13 protein-coding genes are annotated in these 16,453 nt (G+C 66.1%); 11 read left to right on the top strand and 2 right to left on the bottom strand.

What is annotated here, in order from left to right; translation table 11 throughout:
• The first annotated feature begins 8 nt into the window (after nucleotides 1-8).
• From ACED67_RS14305 to ACED67_RS14280, 6 genes are all read left to right on the top strand, one after another.
• Entirely contained in the window at nucleotides 9-1,172 is a 1,164-nt protein-coding gene (locus ACED67_RS14305; RefSeq protein WP_395542364.1) for an acyl-CoA dehydrogenase family protein, read from the top strand.
• Between the two features lie 275 nt (nucleotides 1,173-1,447).
• The gene (locus ACED67_RS14300; protein WP_395542362.1) at nucleotides 1,448-3,439 is read left to right on the top strand and encodes an acetate--CoA ligase family protein; all 1,992 of its coding nucleotides are present in this window, start codon (nucleotides 1,448-1,450) and stop codon (nucleotides 3,437-3,439) included.
• Between the two features lies 1 nt (nucleotide 3,440).
• A complete protein-coding gene (locus tag ACED67_RS14295; RefSeq protein ID WP_395542361.1) occupies nucleotides 3,441-4,241 on the top strand; it encodes a carnitinyl-CoA dehydratase in 801 nt (266 codons plus the stop codon).
• Nucleotides 4,238-4,690 carry a DUF1810 domain-containing protein gene (locus ACED67_RS14290; RefSeq protein ID WP_395542360.1) on the top strand — a complete coding sequence of 151 codons (453 nt, stop codon included), beginning with the start codon at nucleotides 4,238-4,240 and terminating at the stop codon, nucleotides 4,688-4,690. The genes ACED67_RS14295 and ACED67_RS14290 overlap by 4 nt, the downstream gene beginning before the upstream one ends.
• Before the next feature lie 26 nt (nucleotides 4,691-4,716).
• Nucleotides 4,717-5,136 carry a rhodanese-like domain-containing protein gene (locus tag ACED67_RS14285; protein ID WP_395542359.1) on the top strand — a complete coding sequence of 140 codons (420 nt, stop codon included), beginning with the start codon at nucleotides 4,717-4,719 and terminating at the stop codon, nucleotides 5,134-5,136.
• 76 nt (nucleotides 5,137-5,212) lie between these two features.
• The gene (locus tag ACED67_RS14280) at nucleotides 5,213-6,829 is read left to right on the top strand and encodes a GMC family oxidoreductase (protein ID WP_395542357.1); all 1,617 of its coding nucleotides are present in this window, start codon (nucleotides 5,213-5,215) and stop codon (nucleotides 6,827-6,829) included.
• 154 nt (nucleotides 6,830-6,983) lie between these two features.
• Here the strand turns inward: ACED67_RS14280 and betC are convergent, their stop codons facing one another.
• Together betC and ACED67_RS14270 are read right to left on the bottom strand one after the other, a co-directional pair.
• Entirely contained in the window at nucleotides 6,984-8,486 is a 1,503-nt protein-coding gene (gene betC, locus ACED67_RS14275; protein WP_395542356.1) for a choline-sulfatase, read from the bottom strand.
• A gap of 82 nt (nucleotides 8,487-8,568) precedes the next feature.
• A complete protein-coding gene (locus ACED67_RS14270; RefSeq protein ID WP_395542355.1) occupies nucleotides 8,569-8,892 on the bottom strand; it encodes a DUF6958 family protein in 324 nt (107 codons plus the stop codon).
• A 302-nt stretch (nucleotides 8,893-9,194) separates the two neighbouring features.
• Between ACED67_RS14270 and ACED67_RS14265 the strand changes: the two genes are divergently transcribed.
• The 5 genes from ACED67_RS14265 (at nucleotide 9,195) to ACED67_RS14245 (ending at nucleotide 16,407) form a co-directional block, all read left to right on the top strand.
• Nucleotides 9,195-11,228: a CocE/NonD family hydrolase gene (locus ACED67_RS14265; protein WP_395542354.1), complete on the top strand. Its 2,034-nt coding sequence runs from the start codon at nucleotides 9,195-9,197 to the stop codon at nucleotides 11,226-11,228.
• A gap of 111 nt (nucleotides 11,229-11,339) precedes the next feature.
• Complete coding sequence (locus ACED67_RS14260) at nucleotides 11,340-12,935, top strand: ABC transporter substrate-binding protein (RefSeq protein WP_395542353.1); 1,596 nt, start codon at nucleotides 11,340-11,342, stop codon at nucleotides 12,933-12,935.
• Between the two features lie 13 nt (nucleotides 12,936-12,948).
• A complete protein-coding gene (locus ACED67_RS14255; RefSeq protein WP_395542352.1) occupies nucleotides 12,949-13,944 on the top strand; it encodes an ABC transporter permease in 996 nt (331 codons plus the stop codon).
• Nucleotides 13,941-14,777 (top strand): ABC transporter permease, encoded by an 837-nt coding sequence (locus tag ACED67_RS14250; RefSeq protein ID WP_395542351.1) that lies wholly within the window; start codon nucleotides 13,941-13,943, stop codon nucleotides 14,775-14,777. Before ACED67_RS14255 ends, ACED67_RS14250 begins: the two co-directional genes overlap by 4 nt.
• Nucleotides 14,770-16,407, top strand: a complete 1,638-nt coding sequence (locus tag ACED67_RS14245; protein WP_395542350.1) for an ABC transporter ATP-binding protein — start codon at nucleotides 14,770-14,772, stop codon at nucleotides 16,405-16,407. The genes ACED67_RS14250 and ACED67_RS14245 overlap by 8 nt, the downstream gene beginning before the upstream one ends.
• The last annotated feature ends 46 nt before the right edge of the window (nucleotides 16,408-16,453 follow it).

The raw sequence follows: 16,453 nt of genomic DNA, 5'->3' as shown, positions 1-16,453 counted from the left end.
GTAAGATTATGGATTTCGGCCTGACCGAAGAACAGCAGATGATCGTCGACACGACGCGGGCCTTCGTCGAGACGGAGCTTTACCCGCATGAGGCCGAGGTCGAACGCACGGGCGTGCTGCGGGAAGAGCTGCGCAAGGAACTGGCGCAAAAGGCCATCGACGCGGGTCTTTACGCTGCCAATATGCCGGTCGAGGTCGGCGGGGCCGGTCTCGATACCCTGACCTGGCTCCTCTATGAAAAGGAATTGGGCAAGGCCAATTACGCCCTGCACTGGACCTGCGTCTCACGCCCCTCGAACATCCTTCTCGCCTGCGAGGGCGAGCAGCGCGACAAGTACCTCTTCCCCTGCATCCGCGGCGAGAAGCATGATTGCCAGGCGATGACCGAACCGGGTGCCGGTTCCGACCTGCGCGGCATGAAATCCTTCGCCCACCAGGACGGCGATGATTTCGTCCTGAACGGCACCAAGCATTTCATCAGCCACGCCGATCTCGCCGATTTTGCCATTGTCTGGATGGCGACCGGCGAAGAGGACACGCCGCGCGGCAGGAAGAAGCTGATCACCGCTTTCCTGGTCGACAAGGGCACCCCCGGTTTCACCGTGCGCGACGGCTATCGCAATGTCAGCCATCGCGGCTACAACAATATGATCCTCGAATTCGACAATTGCCGCCTGCCCAGGGCGCAGATTCTGGGCGAGGTCCACAAGGGCTTCGAGGTCGCGGGCAAGTGGCTGGGCGCCACAAGGCTGCAAGTCGCCTCCACCTGTCTCGGACGTGCCGAACGCGCCATGGGGCACGCGCTGTCCTGGGCGGCGGACCGCAAGCAGTTCGGCCAGCAGATCGCCAAATTCCAGGGCATCAGCTTCAAGCTTGCCGATATGGCGATGGAGCTGAAGGCGGCGGAACTGCTGACCCGCGAGGCGGCCTGGAAATACGATCAGGGCACCGTGACCGAGGCCGATATGGCCATGGCCAAGCTGAAGGCGACCGAGGTTCTGGCGAAAATTGCGGATGAGGCGATCCAGATCCATGGCGGCATGGGGCTGATGGACGAGCTGCCGCTGGAGCGGATCTGGCGCGATGCCCGGGTCGAGCGGATCTGGGAAGGCACCTCGGAAATCCAGCGCCACATCATCAGCCGCGAGCTCTTGCGGCCCCTCGGGGCGTAGGGCCCGGTCTTGCCGCATCCGCCCCGGGGGCGCCGCCCCCGGACCCCCGGGATATTTTTGAACAGAAGAAGAAACCGAATGTTAACCTCGATTCGCCAGTCTTGCAGCACGGTACAGGCGGGGACGCCGATGACCGTAACGGGAGAAGGCGCCTCGCTCGGATCTCTCGGGCGAGGCATTTCGGCGCCCACCGGTCTCGCTTTCTTCTGTTCAAAAATATCCCGGGGGTCCGGGGGCAGAGCCCCCGGGAATGGCCACAAGCGCGAGGCCCGCAGATGACGCGCCTCGACCGCCTGCTCCGCCCCCGCCATATCGCCGTTCTCGGCGCCGGCTGGGCGCTGAATGTCATCGAGCAATGCCGCAAGATGGGCTTTGACGGTCCGGTCTGGCCGGTCCATCCCACGAAATCCGAGATCGGCGGGCTCAGGGCCTATGCCAGCCTGGCCGACCTGCCCGCGCCGCCCGATGCCAGTTTCATCGGCGTCAACCGCCATGCCACGCTGGATGTCGTGGCCGAACTGGCCGCCATGGGCGCCGGGGGGGCGATCTGTTTCGCCTCGGGCTGGACCGAGGCCGGGGCGCCGGAGCTGCAGGAAAAGCTCATCGCCGCGGCGGGCGACATGCCGATCCTTGGCCCCAATTGCTATGGCGTGATCAATTACCTCGACGGCGCGCTTCTCTGGCCCGATCAGCATGGCGGGGTCCGGGTCGAAAAGGGGGTGGCGCTGGTCAGCCAGTCCTCGAACATCGTCATCAACCTTGGCATGCAGCAGCGCGGCCTGCCCGTCGCCTATGTCGCCTGTCTGGGCAATGCCGCTGTCGTCGGCCTGGCCGAATTGACCGGGGCGCTTCTGGACGATCCGCGCGTCACCGCGGTCGGGCTTTACATCGAGGGGATCGACGATGCCCCGGCCTTCGCCGCCCTGGCCGAGAAGGCGCGGGCGATGGGCAAGGGCGTGGTCGCGATCAAATCGGGCAAGACCGAGTTGTCGCGCAGCGCCGCCGCCTCGCACACCGCCTCGCTGGCGGGCGGGGGCGCGGCCTCCAGCGCCTTTCTGCGCCAGATCGGCGTGGCCGAGGTCAATACGCCGGCCGAGCTGATCGAGACGCTGAAGATCTTCCATGTCCACGGCCCGCGCATCGGCACGCGGATCTGCTCGCTCTCCTGTTCGGGCGGCGAGGCCGGTCTGGTGGCCGATCTGGCCGCCCCCCATGGCCTTGACTTCCCGCCGGTGCCGCAAGCGACGCATGACCGGCTCTTCGCCGTGCTGGGCGAGATCCCCACCATCTCGAACCCCTTGGATTACCACACGTTCATCTGGGGCGACGGGCCGAAGACGACCGAGGTCTTCACCGCCATGCTCGAGGCCTATGATGCGGGCCTCTACATCATCGACCCGCCACGCGCCGATCGTTGCGATCCGTCCGGCTACCAGCCCGCCCTGGACGCGATCGTCGCGGCGCAGAAGGCCACCGGCAAGGTGGCGCTGCCGGTGGCCTCGCTGCCCGAGAATTTCGGCGAGGCGCGCGTGGCCGAGCTGATGGGGCAGGGGGTCTGCACGCTTCTGGGCCTTGAAACCGCGCTGGCCGCGGTCAGGGCCGCGCAGACCGCGCCGGGCCCGCAGGGCTGGCGGCCCGCCCCGGCGCTGCCGGCGCGCGAGACCAGGCTCTTGTCCGAAGCCGAGGGCAAGGCGCTTCTGGCCGAAGCCGGGGTTGCGGTGCCACGCTCCTTCACCGCGCCGACGCTGGCCGATCTGGCCCAGGGTGCGGCGGGCCTGATCCCGCCCCTCGCGCTGAAGGGCCTGGGCTTCGCCCACAAGACCGAGGCCGGGGCCGTGCGGCTGGGCCTCGCCTCGCTGGACGGCCAGGCCGAGATGCCGGGCGCTGCGGGCTATCTGGTCGAGGAAATGGTCACCGGCACGGTGGCCGAAATCCTGCTCGGCCTGCGCCGCGACCCGGTCTATGGCGTGACGCTGACGCTTGGCATGGGCGGGGTCACGGCGGAAGTACTTGCCGATACGGTCACCCTGATCCTGCCCGCTACGCAGGTGCAGATCCTTGATGCGCTGCGCCGCCTGCGGCTCTGGCCGCTCCTCGACGGCTATCGCGGCCGGCCAAGGGCCGATACCGCCGCCCTGGCCGATGTGGCGCTGCGGCTGGGCGGCCTGATGCTGGAAGATCCGAGACTGGAAGAGATTGAAATCAACCCCATCCTCCTGCGCCCGCAGGGCGCGGTCGCGGTGGATGCGCTGATCAGGAGAGCATGAGATGGCCATGGAAATGCGGACCGAAAGCCCGGTCAAGACCCGCCGCGAAGGCGCGATCCTTGAGGTGACGCTGGATGCGCCCAAGGCCAATGCGATCAGCCTGAAAACGAGCCGCGCCATGGGCCATGTCTTCCGCGACTTCCGCGACGATGACAGCCTGCGCGTCTGCATCCTGCGCGCGGCGGGAGAGAAATTCTTCTGCCCCGGCTGGGACCTCAAGGCCGCGGCCGAGGGCGATGCCGTCGATGGCGACTACGGCGTCGGCGGCTTTGGCGGCTTGCAGGAATTGCCGAACCTCAACAAGCCGGTGATCGCTGCCGTCCAGGGCATCTGCTGCGGCGGCGGGCTGGAGCTGGCGCTGTCGGCCGACCTGATCCTCTGCTCGACCACCGCGACCTTCGCCCTGCCGGAAATCCGCTCGGGCACCGTGGCCGATGCGGCCTCGATCAAGCTGCCCAAGCGCATCCCCTATCATGTCGCCATGGACCTTCTTCTCACCGGGCGCTGGTTCGATGCCGAGGAAGCGTTCCGCTGGGGCCTGATCAAGGAAATCTGCACGCCCGGGGACCTGCTGTCCAAGGCCTGGGATCTGGCCCGCCTCCTGGAATCCGGCCCGCCCCTCGTCTATGCCGCGATCAAGGAAGTCGTGCGCGAGGCCGAGAACCTGCGCTTTCAGGATGCCATGTCCCGCATCGGCAAGCGCCAGTTCGCCACGGTCGACAAGCTTTATTCCTCGGAAGACCAGCTTGAAGGCGCCCGTGCCTTTGCCGAAAAGCGCGATCCGGTCTGGAAGGGGAAATGAGGGCGCTGCGCGCCATGGTGGTAGAGCTCGAGGGGCTGGACCGCTTCGTCGCGGCTCAGGCCCCGATTTGGCCGCAGGCGCTGGCCGAGATCCGCGCCGGGCGCAAGGAAAGCCACTGGATGTGGTTCATCTGGCCGCAACTGCGCGGTCTTGGCCTTTCGGCCATGGCCCAGACCTATGGCATCGCCGGGCGCGACGAGGGGCTGGCCTATCGCGCCCATCCTCTCCTCGGCCCCCGCCTGGTCGAGATCAGCCGCGTCATGCTGGCCCATCGCGCCAAGCCCGCGGCCGAGGTGCTTGGCCCGGTCGATGCGCAGAAGCTGCGCTCCTCGATGACGCTTTTCGAAGCCCTCGCCCCGCAGGACCGCATCTTCGCCGATATCCTGCGCGCCTTCTTTGACGGCACGCGCTGCGACAAGACCCTTGCCCTTCTGACCCGTCCGCGCTGAACTGCGGCCCAGAGCAGGGGGCGCATATGGCACTGAACACCACGGCGGCGCAGATGGTCGCGGCGGCGCGCGCAAGGATCACGGAAATCCCGGCGGCCGAGGCGGTCAGGCTGCATGGCGATCCCGATACCGTCTTTGTCGACCTGCGCGACCCGCGCGAGCGCGACCGCATGGGGGCGATCCCCGGCGCCTTCCATTGCCCGCGCGGCATGCTGGAATTCTGGGTCGATCCCGACAGCCCCTATTTTAAGCCGATCTTCGGCGAGGCGAAGCGCTTCGTCTTCCATTGCGCCTCCGGCTGGCGCTCGGCCCTCTCGGTCGCGCTTTTGCAGGACATGGGCTTTCCCGCCGCCCATGTGGCCGAGGGCTTCACCGGCTGGGTCGCGGCGGGCGGTCCGGTGGAACGCAAAGCCTCCGAAGCGCAAGGCCCCGACGGCAAGCCTTGAAACCCGACACCCCCCTGTCGCAAACCGCCAAGTCACGCGGGCGCGGTGGCCTAGGGTGCCGCCGAAGGGGACGGATATGGACGAGAGTGATTATATCATCGTGGGCGCGGGCAGCGCGGGCTGCGTTCTGGCCAACCGGCTCAGCGAGAATGGCCGCCATCGCGTGACGCTTCTGGAAGCTGGCGGCGATGACCGCCGCTTCTTCGTCCAGATGCCGCTCGGCTATGGCAAGCTGTTCTACGATCCCGCCGTCAACTGGCTCTATGCCGCCGAACCCGATCCCGGTCTCAACGGCCAGCGCGACCATATCCCGCGCGGCCGCATCCTGGGCGGATCGTCCTCAATCAATGCCATGGTCTATATCCGCGGACAGAAGCGGGATTTCGACGACTGGCAGGCGGCGGCCGGCCCCGGCTGGGGCTGGGATCAGGTGCTCGCGGCCTATAAGGCCATGGAACATAACGAGGCCGGGGCCAACGACTTCCGCGGCCAGGGCGGGCCGCTTTACGTCTCGAACAACCGCCGCGGCCTGCATTGGCTGGTCGAGGATTACATCGCCGCCTGCACCGAGGCGGGCCTGCCCTACAATGCCGATTTCAACGGCGCCACCCAAGAAGGCACCGGCACCTATCAGATGACGATCAAGGGCCGCCGCCGCAACTCGGCCGCCCGCGCCTTCCTGCACCCCGCGATGCGCCGCAAGAATCTGCGCGTCATCACCCAGGCCCAGGTCACCCGCGTCCTGATCGAAAACGGCCGCGCCACCGGCGTCGAATACATCCGGGGCGGCGCGCGTCAGACCCTCCGGGCCAAGGCCGAGGTCATTCTGGCGGGCGGCGCCATCAACTCGCCCCAGCTTCTGCAACTCTCCGGTATCGGCCCGGGCAGCCTGCTCCAGTCTCACGGCATCCCGGTCCGGCACGAAAACGCCAATGTCGGCGACCATATGTCCGACCATCACGGCCTGAACTACACCTGGAAGATGAAGGTCTCGACCTATAACAACATCCTGCGGCCCTGGTGGGGCAAGGCCCTGATGGGTCTGTGGTATCTCGCCCTGGGCGGCGGCCCGCTCGCGAAATCGATCAATCATGGCGGCGGCTTCTTCCGCACGCATGAGGGCCATGACCGCCCCAATATGCAGCTCTATTTCCAGGCTTTCTCGACCCTGCTGCCCCGCGCCGGCGAACGCCCGCTCCTGACCCCCGACCCGTTCCCCGGCCTCTCGGTCGGCCTGTCGAACTGCCGCCCCAGCTCGCGCGGCCATGTCCGCATCACCTCGCCCGACCCGCTGGCCCATCCGGCCATCACCGCCAATGCCTATGCAACCCAGGACGACGTGACCGAGATGCTGGCGGCGGTGAAATTCCTGCGCCGGATCATGGCGCAACCCAGCATGGCCCGCTGGGTCGATGAGGAATTGCGCCCCGGTCCGCAGATTCAGTCGGATGCCGAGCTGATCGAGGATTTCCGCAACCGCTCCGGCACGGTCTATCATCCGTCCTGCACCTGCCGAATGGGGCCCGACCCGACCGAAAGCGTGCTCGACACCCGTCTGCGCGTCCATGGCATCGGCGGCCTGCGCGTGGTCGATGCGTCAAGCTTCCCCAATCTCATCGCCGGCAACACCAATGCGCCCGCGATGATGGTCGGCTGGAAGGGGGCCGAGATGATCCTGCATGACGCGCGCTGAGCTTCCTGCGGGCGCGCCCGGCAGCGGCCACCGGGATATTTGGCGGGATAAGAAGGGCCGAAGCGATCCCTGGTCTTTCTTCTGTTTCCAAATATCCCGGGGGTGAGGCGCGTAGCGCCGAGGGGGCAGAGCCCCCTGCAACCGTCGCGCGAGGCTACTCCCCCCGGGGAAAGCGCTTCTGCTCTTCCAGCACGTTCAGGTCCATGTGGTTGCGCATATAGCGTTCGCTGGCCGCGCGCAGCGGCTGGTAATCCCAGGGGAAATAGCTGCCATTGCGCAGCGCCTCATAGACCACCCAGCGCCGCGCCTGGCTTTGCCGGACTTCGGCATCATAGGCGGGCAGATCCCAGCGCGCCGCCGCCGCCTTGCGGAAATGCGCCAGCACTTCGGCCGCGCGTGGATCGCCCGCCAGATTCACCCGTTCGCCCGGGTCCGAGGCGAGGTCGTAAAGCTGCTCGGGATCGGCGGGGCAGGCAATGTATTTCCACGCGCCCTCGCGCAGCCCCACCAAGGGCGTGATCGAGCCTTCGGCGGTATATTCCATCGGCACCGCGCCGCGCGCCGCGCCGCCCGCGACCGGCACGAGGCTGACCCCATCGGTCCAGGGCAGGATCTCGGACATGTCCACCCCGGCCAGATCGCAGAGCGTCGGCAGCAGGTCGATCGACGAGACCGGCGTGTCGATGCGCTCCGCCGCCATGCCCGGCGCCGCGACCATCAAGGGCACCCGCGCCGCGCCTTCGAAGAAGTTCATCTTGAACCACAATCCGCGCTCGCCCAGCATGTCGCCATGGTCCGAGACGAAGACGACAACCGCCTCTTGCCGCGTCGCCTCCAGCACCGCAAGGATCTCGCCGATCTTGTCGTCGATATAAGAGATATTGGCGAAATAGCCCTGGCGCGCCCGGCGGATATGATCGGGCGTGACCTCCAGCCCGCGCCAGTCGCAGGCATCCATCAGGCGCTGCGAATGGGGGTCCATCTTGTCATAGGGAATAGCCTGCGGCGGTTCCAGTTCCGCCGCGCCGTCGTACAGATCCCAGTATTTGCGCCGCGCGACATAGGGGTCATGCGGATGGGTGAAGCTGACGGTCAGGCACCAGGGGCGATTGTCCTGGCCGCGCGACAGGTCATAGAGCTTCTGGCTCGCCTGAAAGGCGACATCGTCGTCATATTCATACTGGTTGGTGATCTCGGCCACGCCCGCGCCGGTGACCGAACCGAGGTTGTGATACCACCAGTCGATCCTTTCGCCCGGCTTTCGGTAATCCGGGGTCCAGCCGAAATCGGCGGGGTAGATGTCGGTGGTCAGGCGCTGCTCGAAGCCGTGCAACTGGTCGGGGCCGACGAAATGCATCTTGCCCGACAGCGCGGTCTGATACCCCGCCCGGCGCAGGTGATGGGCATAGGTCGGGATGTCCGAGGCGAATTCCGCGGCATTGTCATAGACCCGGGTGCGGCGCGGCAATTGGCCCGACATGAAGCTGGCGCGCCCCGGCGCGCAAAGCGGCGATCCGGTATAGGCCTGTGCAAACCGTGTCGAGTGCGCGGCCAGCGCCTTGAGGTTCGGCGCATGAAGGAAGGGCGCCGGGCCATCGGGAAAGAAGGTCCCGTTCAACTGGTCGGCCATCAGGATCAGGATATTGGGGCGGCTCATCGGGGGCTCCGGCGCGGGGTCTGGCGAAAGGTTAGGCGCAGCCATCGCGCCGCGATAGCGGGGATGCGCCGCCCCGCCCACGTCAGGCGACATCCGCCTTGCGGAAAAGCCGCACCGGCGCGCCCTTCGCCCGCGCGATCACGCCCTTGAACTCCAGATCCAGCTGCACGCATTTCAGCCACCAGCCCGCCTTCTCGCCCCCCGGAAACAGCCCGCCGTCAAGATGCGGCAACAGCGCCTCTTTCGCCGCTGCGACAGTCAGGCCGGGCGGGCTGTCGGGCAGGATTTTCAACAGCGCCAGACGCATGGCGGCATATTTTGCAGCATCGACGCGAGCGATGTGGCCGGGCGAGGCGACGTTGCGCACTTCGATCTTGTCACTGTCAGGCTTCTTGCGATCAGTCATCCGCCACCTCCGTCATGTCGGGTTCCGGTGCCCGGCGCGCCAGGGCCGCCCGGGCCTTCAGCAGCGCCGCGATCAATCCGGGCGACTGGTTCTTCGCGGTCATAACGCCGTCGGGCCGGGCCGGTGACCGCCAGTCGGCACCGGCCGCAGCGGCAGGAAAGCTCGGTCATGCGCGGTGCCTCCTGCGACAGCCTAGCCTTTCGCCCGCGCGACCCGCAATGTCGGAAATGTCAGGTCAGATGCCGCGATCCGGCAATTTCTCGCCCCCCGCGCTGGTCTGATCCAGCCTCTAAGGAGCCGCCATGACCATCCGCACCGACTTACCCCATGCCATCGCCGAGACCGAGGACATGTCCATCCCCATGGCCGACGGCACCCGCCTTTCGGCCCGGGTCTGGATGCCGGTCGATGCGGAAACCCGTCCGGTCCCGGCGGTGCTGGAATATATCCCCTATCGCAAGCGCGACGGCACCACCCCGCGCGACGAGATGATGCATCCCTATGTCGCCGGCCATGGCTATGCCTGCATCCGCGTCGACATGCGCGGCAATGGCGACAGCCAGGGGTTGATGGCCGACGAATATACCCGTCAGGAAATGGACGATGCCGAGGCGGTGATCGGCTGGCTTGCGGCGCAGCCCTGGTGCAACGGCAGCGTGGGCATGATGGGCAAGAGCTGGGGCGGGTTCAATTGCCTGCAGGCCGCCTTCAACGGCCCGCCCGCGCTCAAGGCGGTGATCTCGGTCTGCTCGACCACCGACCGCTTTGCCGATGACATCCATTTCAAGGGCGGCTGCCTCCTGGGCGAGAATTTCGGCTGGGGCGCGGTGATGCTGTCCTATTCCTCGCGCCCGGCCGATCCGCTTTTGCGCAACGATTGGCGCGGCGACTGGCTCGCCCGCCTGAATGCCGAACCCTGGCTCGCGCCGGTCTGGGCGCGCCATCAGGCCCGCGACGCCTATTGGGCGCATGGGTCGGTCTGCGAGGATTGGACGCGGATGACCGTGCCCGCGATGATCTGGGGCGGCTGGGCGGACAATTACATGAACACGGTCGGGCTTCTGGCCGAACATGCGCCGGGGCCGGTCAAGGGCGTCATCGGCCCCTGGGTTCACCAATACCCCCACACCGCCGTGCCGGGGCCGCAGGTGGGCTTCCTGCAATGCGCGATCCGCTGGTGGGACCGCTGGCTGAAAGGCATCGACAACGGGGCCGAGGACGACCCGGCCCTGCGCGCCTATATCCTGCATTCCGAACCGCCGGATGCCAGCGCCAAGCACCGTGCCGGACATTGGGTGGCCGAAGCCGCCTGGCCATCGGCCCGCGGAACGCCGATGGTGGTGCATCTTGACGCCCCGGGGGTTTCACACCCCCGGACCCCCGTGGGATATTTGCGAACAGAAGAAACGCAAAAGGCCTTTGCCGTCGACATCGCCACCCCGCAGCATCTGGGCATGCATACGGGCGAATTCTTCCCGATGGGCCTGAATGCCGAGATGCCGGGCGATCAGGCGGGCGACGATGCTTTGTCGGTCTGTTTCGACATGGCGCCCCTGGCGGCGGACTTCCAGCTTCTGGGCCAGGCCGAGTTGCGCCTGTCGCTGTCTTCCGACAGGCCGCTTGGTTTCGTGGTGGCGCGGCTTTGCGATGTCGGGCCTGACGGGGCCTCGGTCCGCATCTGCCATGGCATGCTGAACCTCTGCCATCGCGACGGCATGGACCGGCCCGCGCCCATGGTGCCGGGGCAGGCGATGGATGTGGCGTTCAAGCTTGACCTCACCGGCTACCGGCTCAAGGCGGGCCACCGGCTGCGGCTGGCGCTGTCGAACAGCTACTGGCCCTTCGTCTGGCCCTCGCCCGAAGCGGGCAGCCTGACCCTGACCGGCGGAAGCCTGACCCTACCGGCCCATCGCGGCGCCGATGCCCCGGAATGGACCCCGCCGCCCGCCGAACATGCGCGCCCCTTCGCCCATCGGGTGATCCGCCCCGGCAAGACCCGTCGCTTCATCGAGGAAGATCTCATCGCAGGCACAAGAGCGCTGGTGGTCGAGGATGACCTGGGCGACACCGAAAACCTGGGCCACGGCCTCATCTCGGGCGAGACCATGTCGGAGCGCTGGGAAATCGCCCCTGACGATCCGCTCAGCGCAAAGGCCCTCCACAGCTGGGAGCAGCGCCTGTCGCGCGGCGGCTGGTCCGTGCGCACAAGGGTCGAGGCGGAAATGACCGGCACGCTCAGCCATCTTCGCCTCAAAGCCCACCTCAGGGCCTGGGAAGGCGAGACCCTGGTTTTCGAACGGAGCTGGGACGAAGAGGTGGAACGCAGCTTTGTGTGACGAACCGGGTAAAAACCGTTGCCGCGCGGTCAAGATCGCGGTTTATTGAGTGCACAATCAACAAAAGAATCCCACGGCAACGCCCGGGGGAAAGACCACAGGGAGACGGATATGAACGACAAGCACAACCAGTTGGACTGGCTCATTGCTCGCGTCCGCAAAGGCGCGATGAGCCGTCGCGAGTTCCTGGGCCGCTCGACGGCGCTGGGCGTCTCGGCGGGCCTCGCAGGGGCGCTCTTTGGCAAGGCCGCCTTGGCGCAGGAAGCCAAGAAGGGCGGCACGATCAAGGTTGGCATGCAGGGCGGCGAATCGACCAACTCGCTCGACCCGGCGCTGGCCGCCTCGGAAGTGCCGTTCCAGGTCAACATGACCTGGGGCGAGATGCTGGTCGATGTGACGCCGGACGGTCAGATCGACTATCGCATCGCCGAGGAAATCTCTTCTTCCCCCGACGCGACCGAATGGAAGTTCAAGATCCGCAAGGGCGTGGAATACCATGACGGAAGCACCGTCACGGCCGAGGACGTGGTGGCCACGCTCAAGCGCCATACCGATGAAAAGTCGCAATCGGGCGCCTTGGGCATCGTGCAGGGTATCAGCGAGATCAGCCAGGAAGGCGATATGGTGACGCTGAAACTCGCCTCGGCCAGCGCCGACCTGCCCTATCTGATGGGCGACTATCACCTGATCATCCAGCCCGGCGGCGGGGTCGACAATCCGGCTGCGGGCATCGGCGCCGGTCCCTACAAGGTCGTCGTGAACGAGCCGGGCGTCCGCCACACCTTCCAGAAGCACGCCAATTACTTCGACAGCTCGATCGGCCATGCCGACGAGGTCGAGATTCTGGTCATCAACGACAACACCGCTCGTACCGCGGCCCTGCAATCGGGCCAGGTCCATATGATCAACCGGGTCGATCCCAAGATCGTGGAACTGCTGAAAGGCGTTCCCGGCGTGTCGATCAAGGCCGTCGCGGGCCGCGGCCATTACGTCTTCATCATGCATTGCGACAAGGCGCCCTTCGACAACAATGACATGCGGATGGCGCTGAAATACGCGATCAACCGTCAGGAAATGGTGGACAAGATCCTGGGCGGCCTCGGCTCGCGCGGGAATGACTTCCCGATCAACGCCGCCTATCCGCTGTTCGACGACACGATCGAGCAGCGCGACTATGACGCCGCCAAGGCCAAGGAATATTACGACAAGGCCGGCCATGACGGCAGCCCGATCATCCTGCGCACGGCGCCGGGCGCCTTCCCGGGCGCGGTGGATGCGGCCAACCTCTTCGCCGCCTCGGCCAATGCGGCAGGCATCCCGCTTCAGGTCAAGCTGGAACCCGATGACGGCTACTGGTCGAATGTCTGGAATGTCGAACCCTTCTGCGCCTCCTACTGGGGCGGCCGTCCGGTGCAGGACCAGATGTATTCGACCGCCTATCTCTCGACCGCCGACTGGAACGACACCAAGTTCAAGAATGCCAAGTTCGACGAGTTGCTGCTCGCCGCGCGGGGCGAGTTGGATGCCGAGAAGCGCAAGGGCGAATACAGCGAGATGGCCCATATCCTGCGCGACGAGGGCGGGCTGATCCTGCCGATGTTCAACGATTTCGTCTCGGGCGTGTCCGACACGATCGGCGGCTGGGTCGACGATCCGAATGGCGAGCTGATGAACGGCCGCTCCCAGGTCAAGTGCTGGCTGGCCTGAGAGGGCCAGACCCATGCACCCCGTCCTGCAACTGGTGGTCCAGCGCCTTGCGCTGGGCCTGATCCTGCTTCTCGCCTGTTCGGCGGTGATCTTTCTGGGCGTCGAGGCGCTGCCGGGAGACACCGCCCAGGCCATCCTCGGCCAGTCGGCCACCCCGCAGGCGCTGGAAAACCTGCGGATGAAGATGGGGCTCGATCAGCCGCCACTGACGCGGTATTTCCAATGGCTCGGCGGGGTACTGACCGGCGATCTGGGCACGGCGCTGACCAATGGCGCCGATATCGCCACCTCCATCGGCCAGAGGCTGGGCAACACGCTGTTCCTGGCCGCCTGCGCCGCCGCGATCTCGGTGCCTCTGGCCATCATCCTTGGCCTGATCGCCGCCCGCCATGCCGGCAAATGGCAGGACAAGCTGATTTCGGGCATCACGCTGACCACGATCAGCCTGCCCGAATTCGTCGCCGGCTATTTCGTGATCTTCCTTCTCACCCAGGACAATTGGCTGACCCAGGGCATCGGCTGGCTCACCGGCGGCTCGGGCCGCCTTCTGCCCGTCGCCATGGTCTTCCCCGGCATGGGGTTCTGGGAAAGGCTGAACGCCGTCATCCTGCCGGTGATCGTGCTCGTGCTGGTCGTCCTGGCGCATATGATGCGCATGACCCGCGCTGCGATCCTGAACGTCATGCAATCGGCCTATATCGAGACGGCCGAGCTGAAGGGCCTTTCGCCCATGACCGTGATCTGGCGCCATGCCTTCCCCAATGCCATCGCGCCGGTCGTCTCGGTCGTCATGCTCAACCTCGCCTATCTCGTGGTGGGCGTGGTCGTGGTCGAGGTGGTCTTCGGCTACAACGCCCTGGGCCAATATCTGGTCGATCACGTCACCAAGCGTGACCTGCCGGTGGTGCAGGCCGTCGGCCTGATCTTCGCCGCCGTCTATATCGGGCTGAATATGCTGGCCGATGTGATCGGCATCCTCGCCAACCCGCGGCTGAGGCATCCGAAATGAGACTTCCCTTCACCCAGACCCGCCTTCCCGTTTCGGCCTTCATCGGCCTCACCCTCACCGGGCTGTTCCTGTTCTGCGCCATCTTCGCGCAATGGATCGCCCCCTATCCGATCGACCTTGCCGTCGGCGGCGTGTGGGAGGGGCCGAGTGACAAATACTGGCTTGGCACCGACACGATCGGCCGCGATATCCTGTCGCGCCTGATCTATGGCGGCCAGATCACCATCTTCGTCGCGCTGGCCTCATCGGCGCTGTCCTTCTCGCTGGGCGCCTTCTTCGGCTTCTTCGCGGCGGTGAATGGCGGCTGGATCGACCAGACCCTGTCGCGCATCGTCGATCTGATGATGGCCATCCCCTCGCTGATCGTGGCGCTCGTCATGCTCTCGGTCCTGCCGCTGAACCTGACCGTCCTCATCCTGGTGATCGGGGTGCTCGACAGCACCCGCGTCTTCCGCCTGTCGCGCGCCGTCGCGGTCGACATCGCGGTGATGGATTATGTCGAGGCCGCCAAGCTGCGGGGCGAGGGCGGGCGCTGGGTCATCTTCCGCGAAATCCTGCCCAACGCGCTGTCGCCCCTGGTCGCCGAATTCGGCCTGCGCTTCATCTTCGCCGTTCTCTTCATCTCGACCCTGTCCTTCCTGGGCCTTGGCGTGCAGCCGCCGCTGGCCGACTGGGGCGGCATGGTCAAGGAAAACAAGGACGGCCTGGTCTATGGCAAGTCGGCGGCGCTGGTCCCCGCCTTCGCCATCGCCGCGCTGGCGATTTCCGTCAACCTCGTGGCCGATTGGGTGCTGACCCGCACCTCAAGCCTGAAAGGAGGCCGCGGTGGCTGACGACACGCTTCTCGACATCAAGGGCCTCGTGATCGAGGCCACGTCCTACCCGCCCGGCGAGGCGCCGAAAGAGGTGACGCTGGTCCATGGGGTCGACCTGAAACTTCAGCGCGGCAAGGTGCTGGGCCTGATCGGCGAATCCGGTGCGGGCAAATCGACCATCGGCCTTTCCGCCATGTCCTACGGCCGTGGCGGGGTGCGGTTGACCAAGGGCACGATACACCTGAACGGGCGCGAGATCCGCGAAGCCGGGCCGCGCGACCTGCGCACCCTGCGCGGCAAGGAAGTGACCTATGTCGCCCAATCGGCGGCGGCGGCCTTCAACCCGGCCAAGAAGTTGATGGAACAGGTGATCGAGACCTCGCTCTCGCATGGCGTGATGACGAAGTCCGAGGCCGAGGCCCGCGCCGTCATGCTGTTCCGAAAGCTGGGCCTGCCCAACCCCGAAACCTTCGGCAACCGCTATCCGCATCAGGTGTCAGGCGGGCAGTTGCAGCGCGCCATGACCGCCATGGCGCTGTGCCCCAAGCCCGATCTTGTGATCTTCGACGAGCCGACCACCGCGCTGGACGTGACGACCCAGATCGACGTTCTCGCCGCGATCAAAGAGGCAATCCGCGACACCCGCGTCGCCGCTCTGTACATCACCCATGACCTTGCCGTGGTGGCGCAGGTCGCCGATGACATCATGGTGCTGCGCCATGGCCGCATGGTCGAATACGGCCCCACCGCGCAGGTCATCCACGAACCCCGGCAGGATTACACCAAGGCCCTGGTCTCGGTGCGCTCGCTCGAGCATGAGGAAAAGCCGCCCGCGCCGCCGGTGCTCCGGGTCGAAAATGTGACCGCGCGCTATCGCGGCACCACTTTCGACGTGTTGAAGAACATCAATGTCGATCTTGCGCCCGGCCAGACCCTGGCCGTGGTGGGGGAAAGCGGCTCGGGCAAATCCACGCTGGCCCGCGCCATCACCGGCCTTCTGCCCCCCACGCAGGGTCGCATCAGCTTTGCCGGGCGGCAATTGTCACGCGAGTTGAAGGGCCGTTCCAAGGACGACCTGCGCGAGATCCAGATGATCTACCAGATGGCCGACACGGCGATGAACCCGCGCCAGACCGTCGGCACGATCATCGGGCGGCCGCTGGAATTCTATTTCGGCCTGCGCGGCAAGGCGCGCGATACGCGGGTGCAGGAACTGCTCGACCAGATCGAGATGGGCAAGGGCTTTGCAGACCGCTACCCGGCCGAGCTTTCGGGCGGCCAGAAGCAGCGCGTCTGCATCGCCCGGGCGCTGGCGGCAAATCCCAGGCTGATCATCTGCGACGAGGTGACTTCCGCCCTCGACCCGCTGGTCGCCGATGGCATCCTCAAACTCTTGATGGCTTTGCAGGCCGAGGCGCAGGTGGCCTATCTCTTCATCACCCATGACCTCGCCACGGTGCGCGCCATCGCCGACAAGATCGCGGTCATGTACAAGGGATCGGTCGTTCGCTACGGCCAGAAAAGCGATGTTCTGACCCCGCCCTTCGACGATTACACCGACCTCCTCCTGTCTTCGGTGCCCGAGATGGAGATTGGCTGGCTGGAACGGACCATCGCACATCGCAAGATGGAAAGCGCGGGCAATTAGGCCCGAGCTTGCGCCGCCGAAATCTGTTGCGCTCGCCCTGTCGTGG

The sequence above is a fragment of the Neotabrizicola paludis genome, from assembly GCF_044142105.1.
GTDB lineage: Bacteria > Pseudomonadota > Alphaproteobacteria > Rhodobacterales > Rhodobacteraceae > Pseudogemmobacter.
The sequence above is the reverse complement of the archived record's forward strand: the minus strand, read 5'-3'. Positions and strand labels throughout refer to the sequence as shown.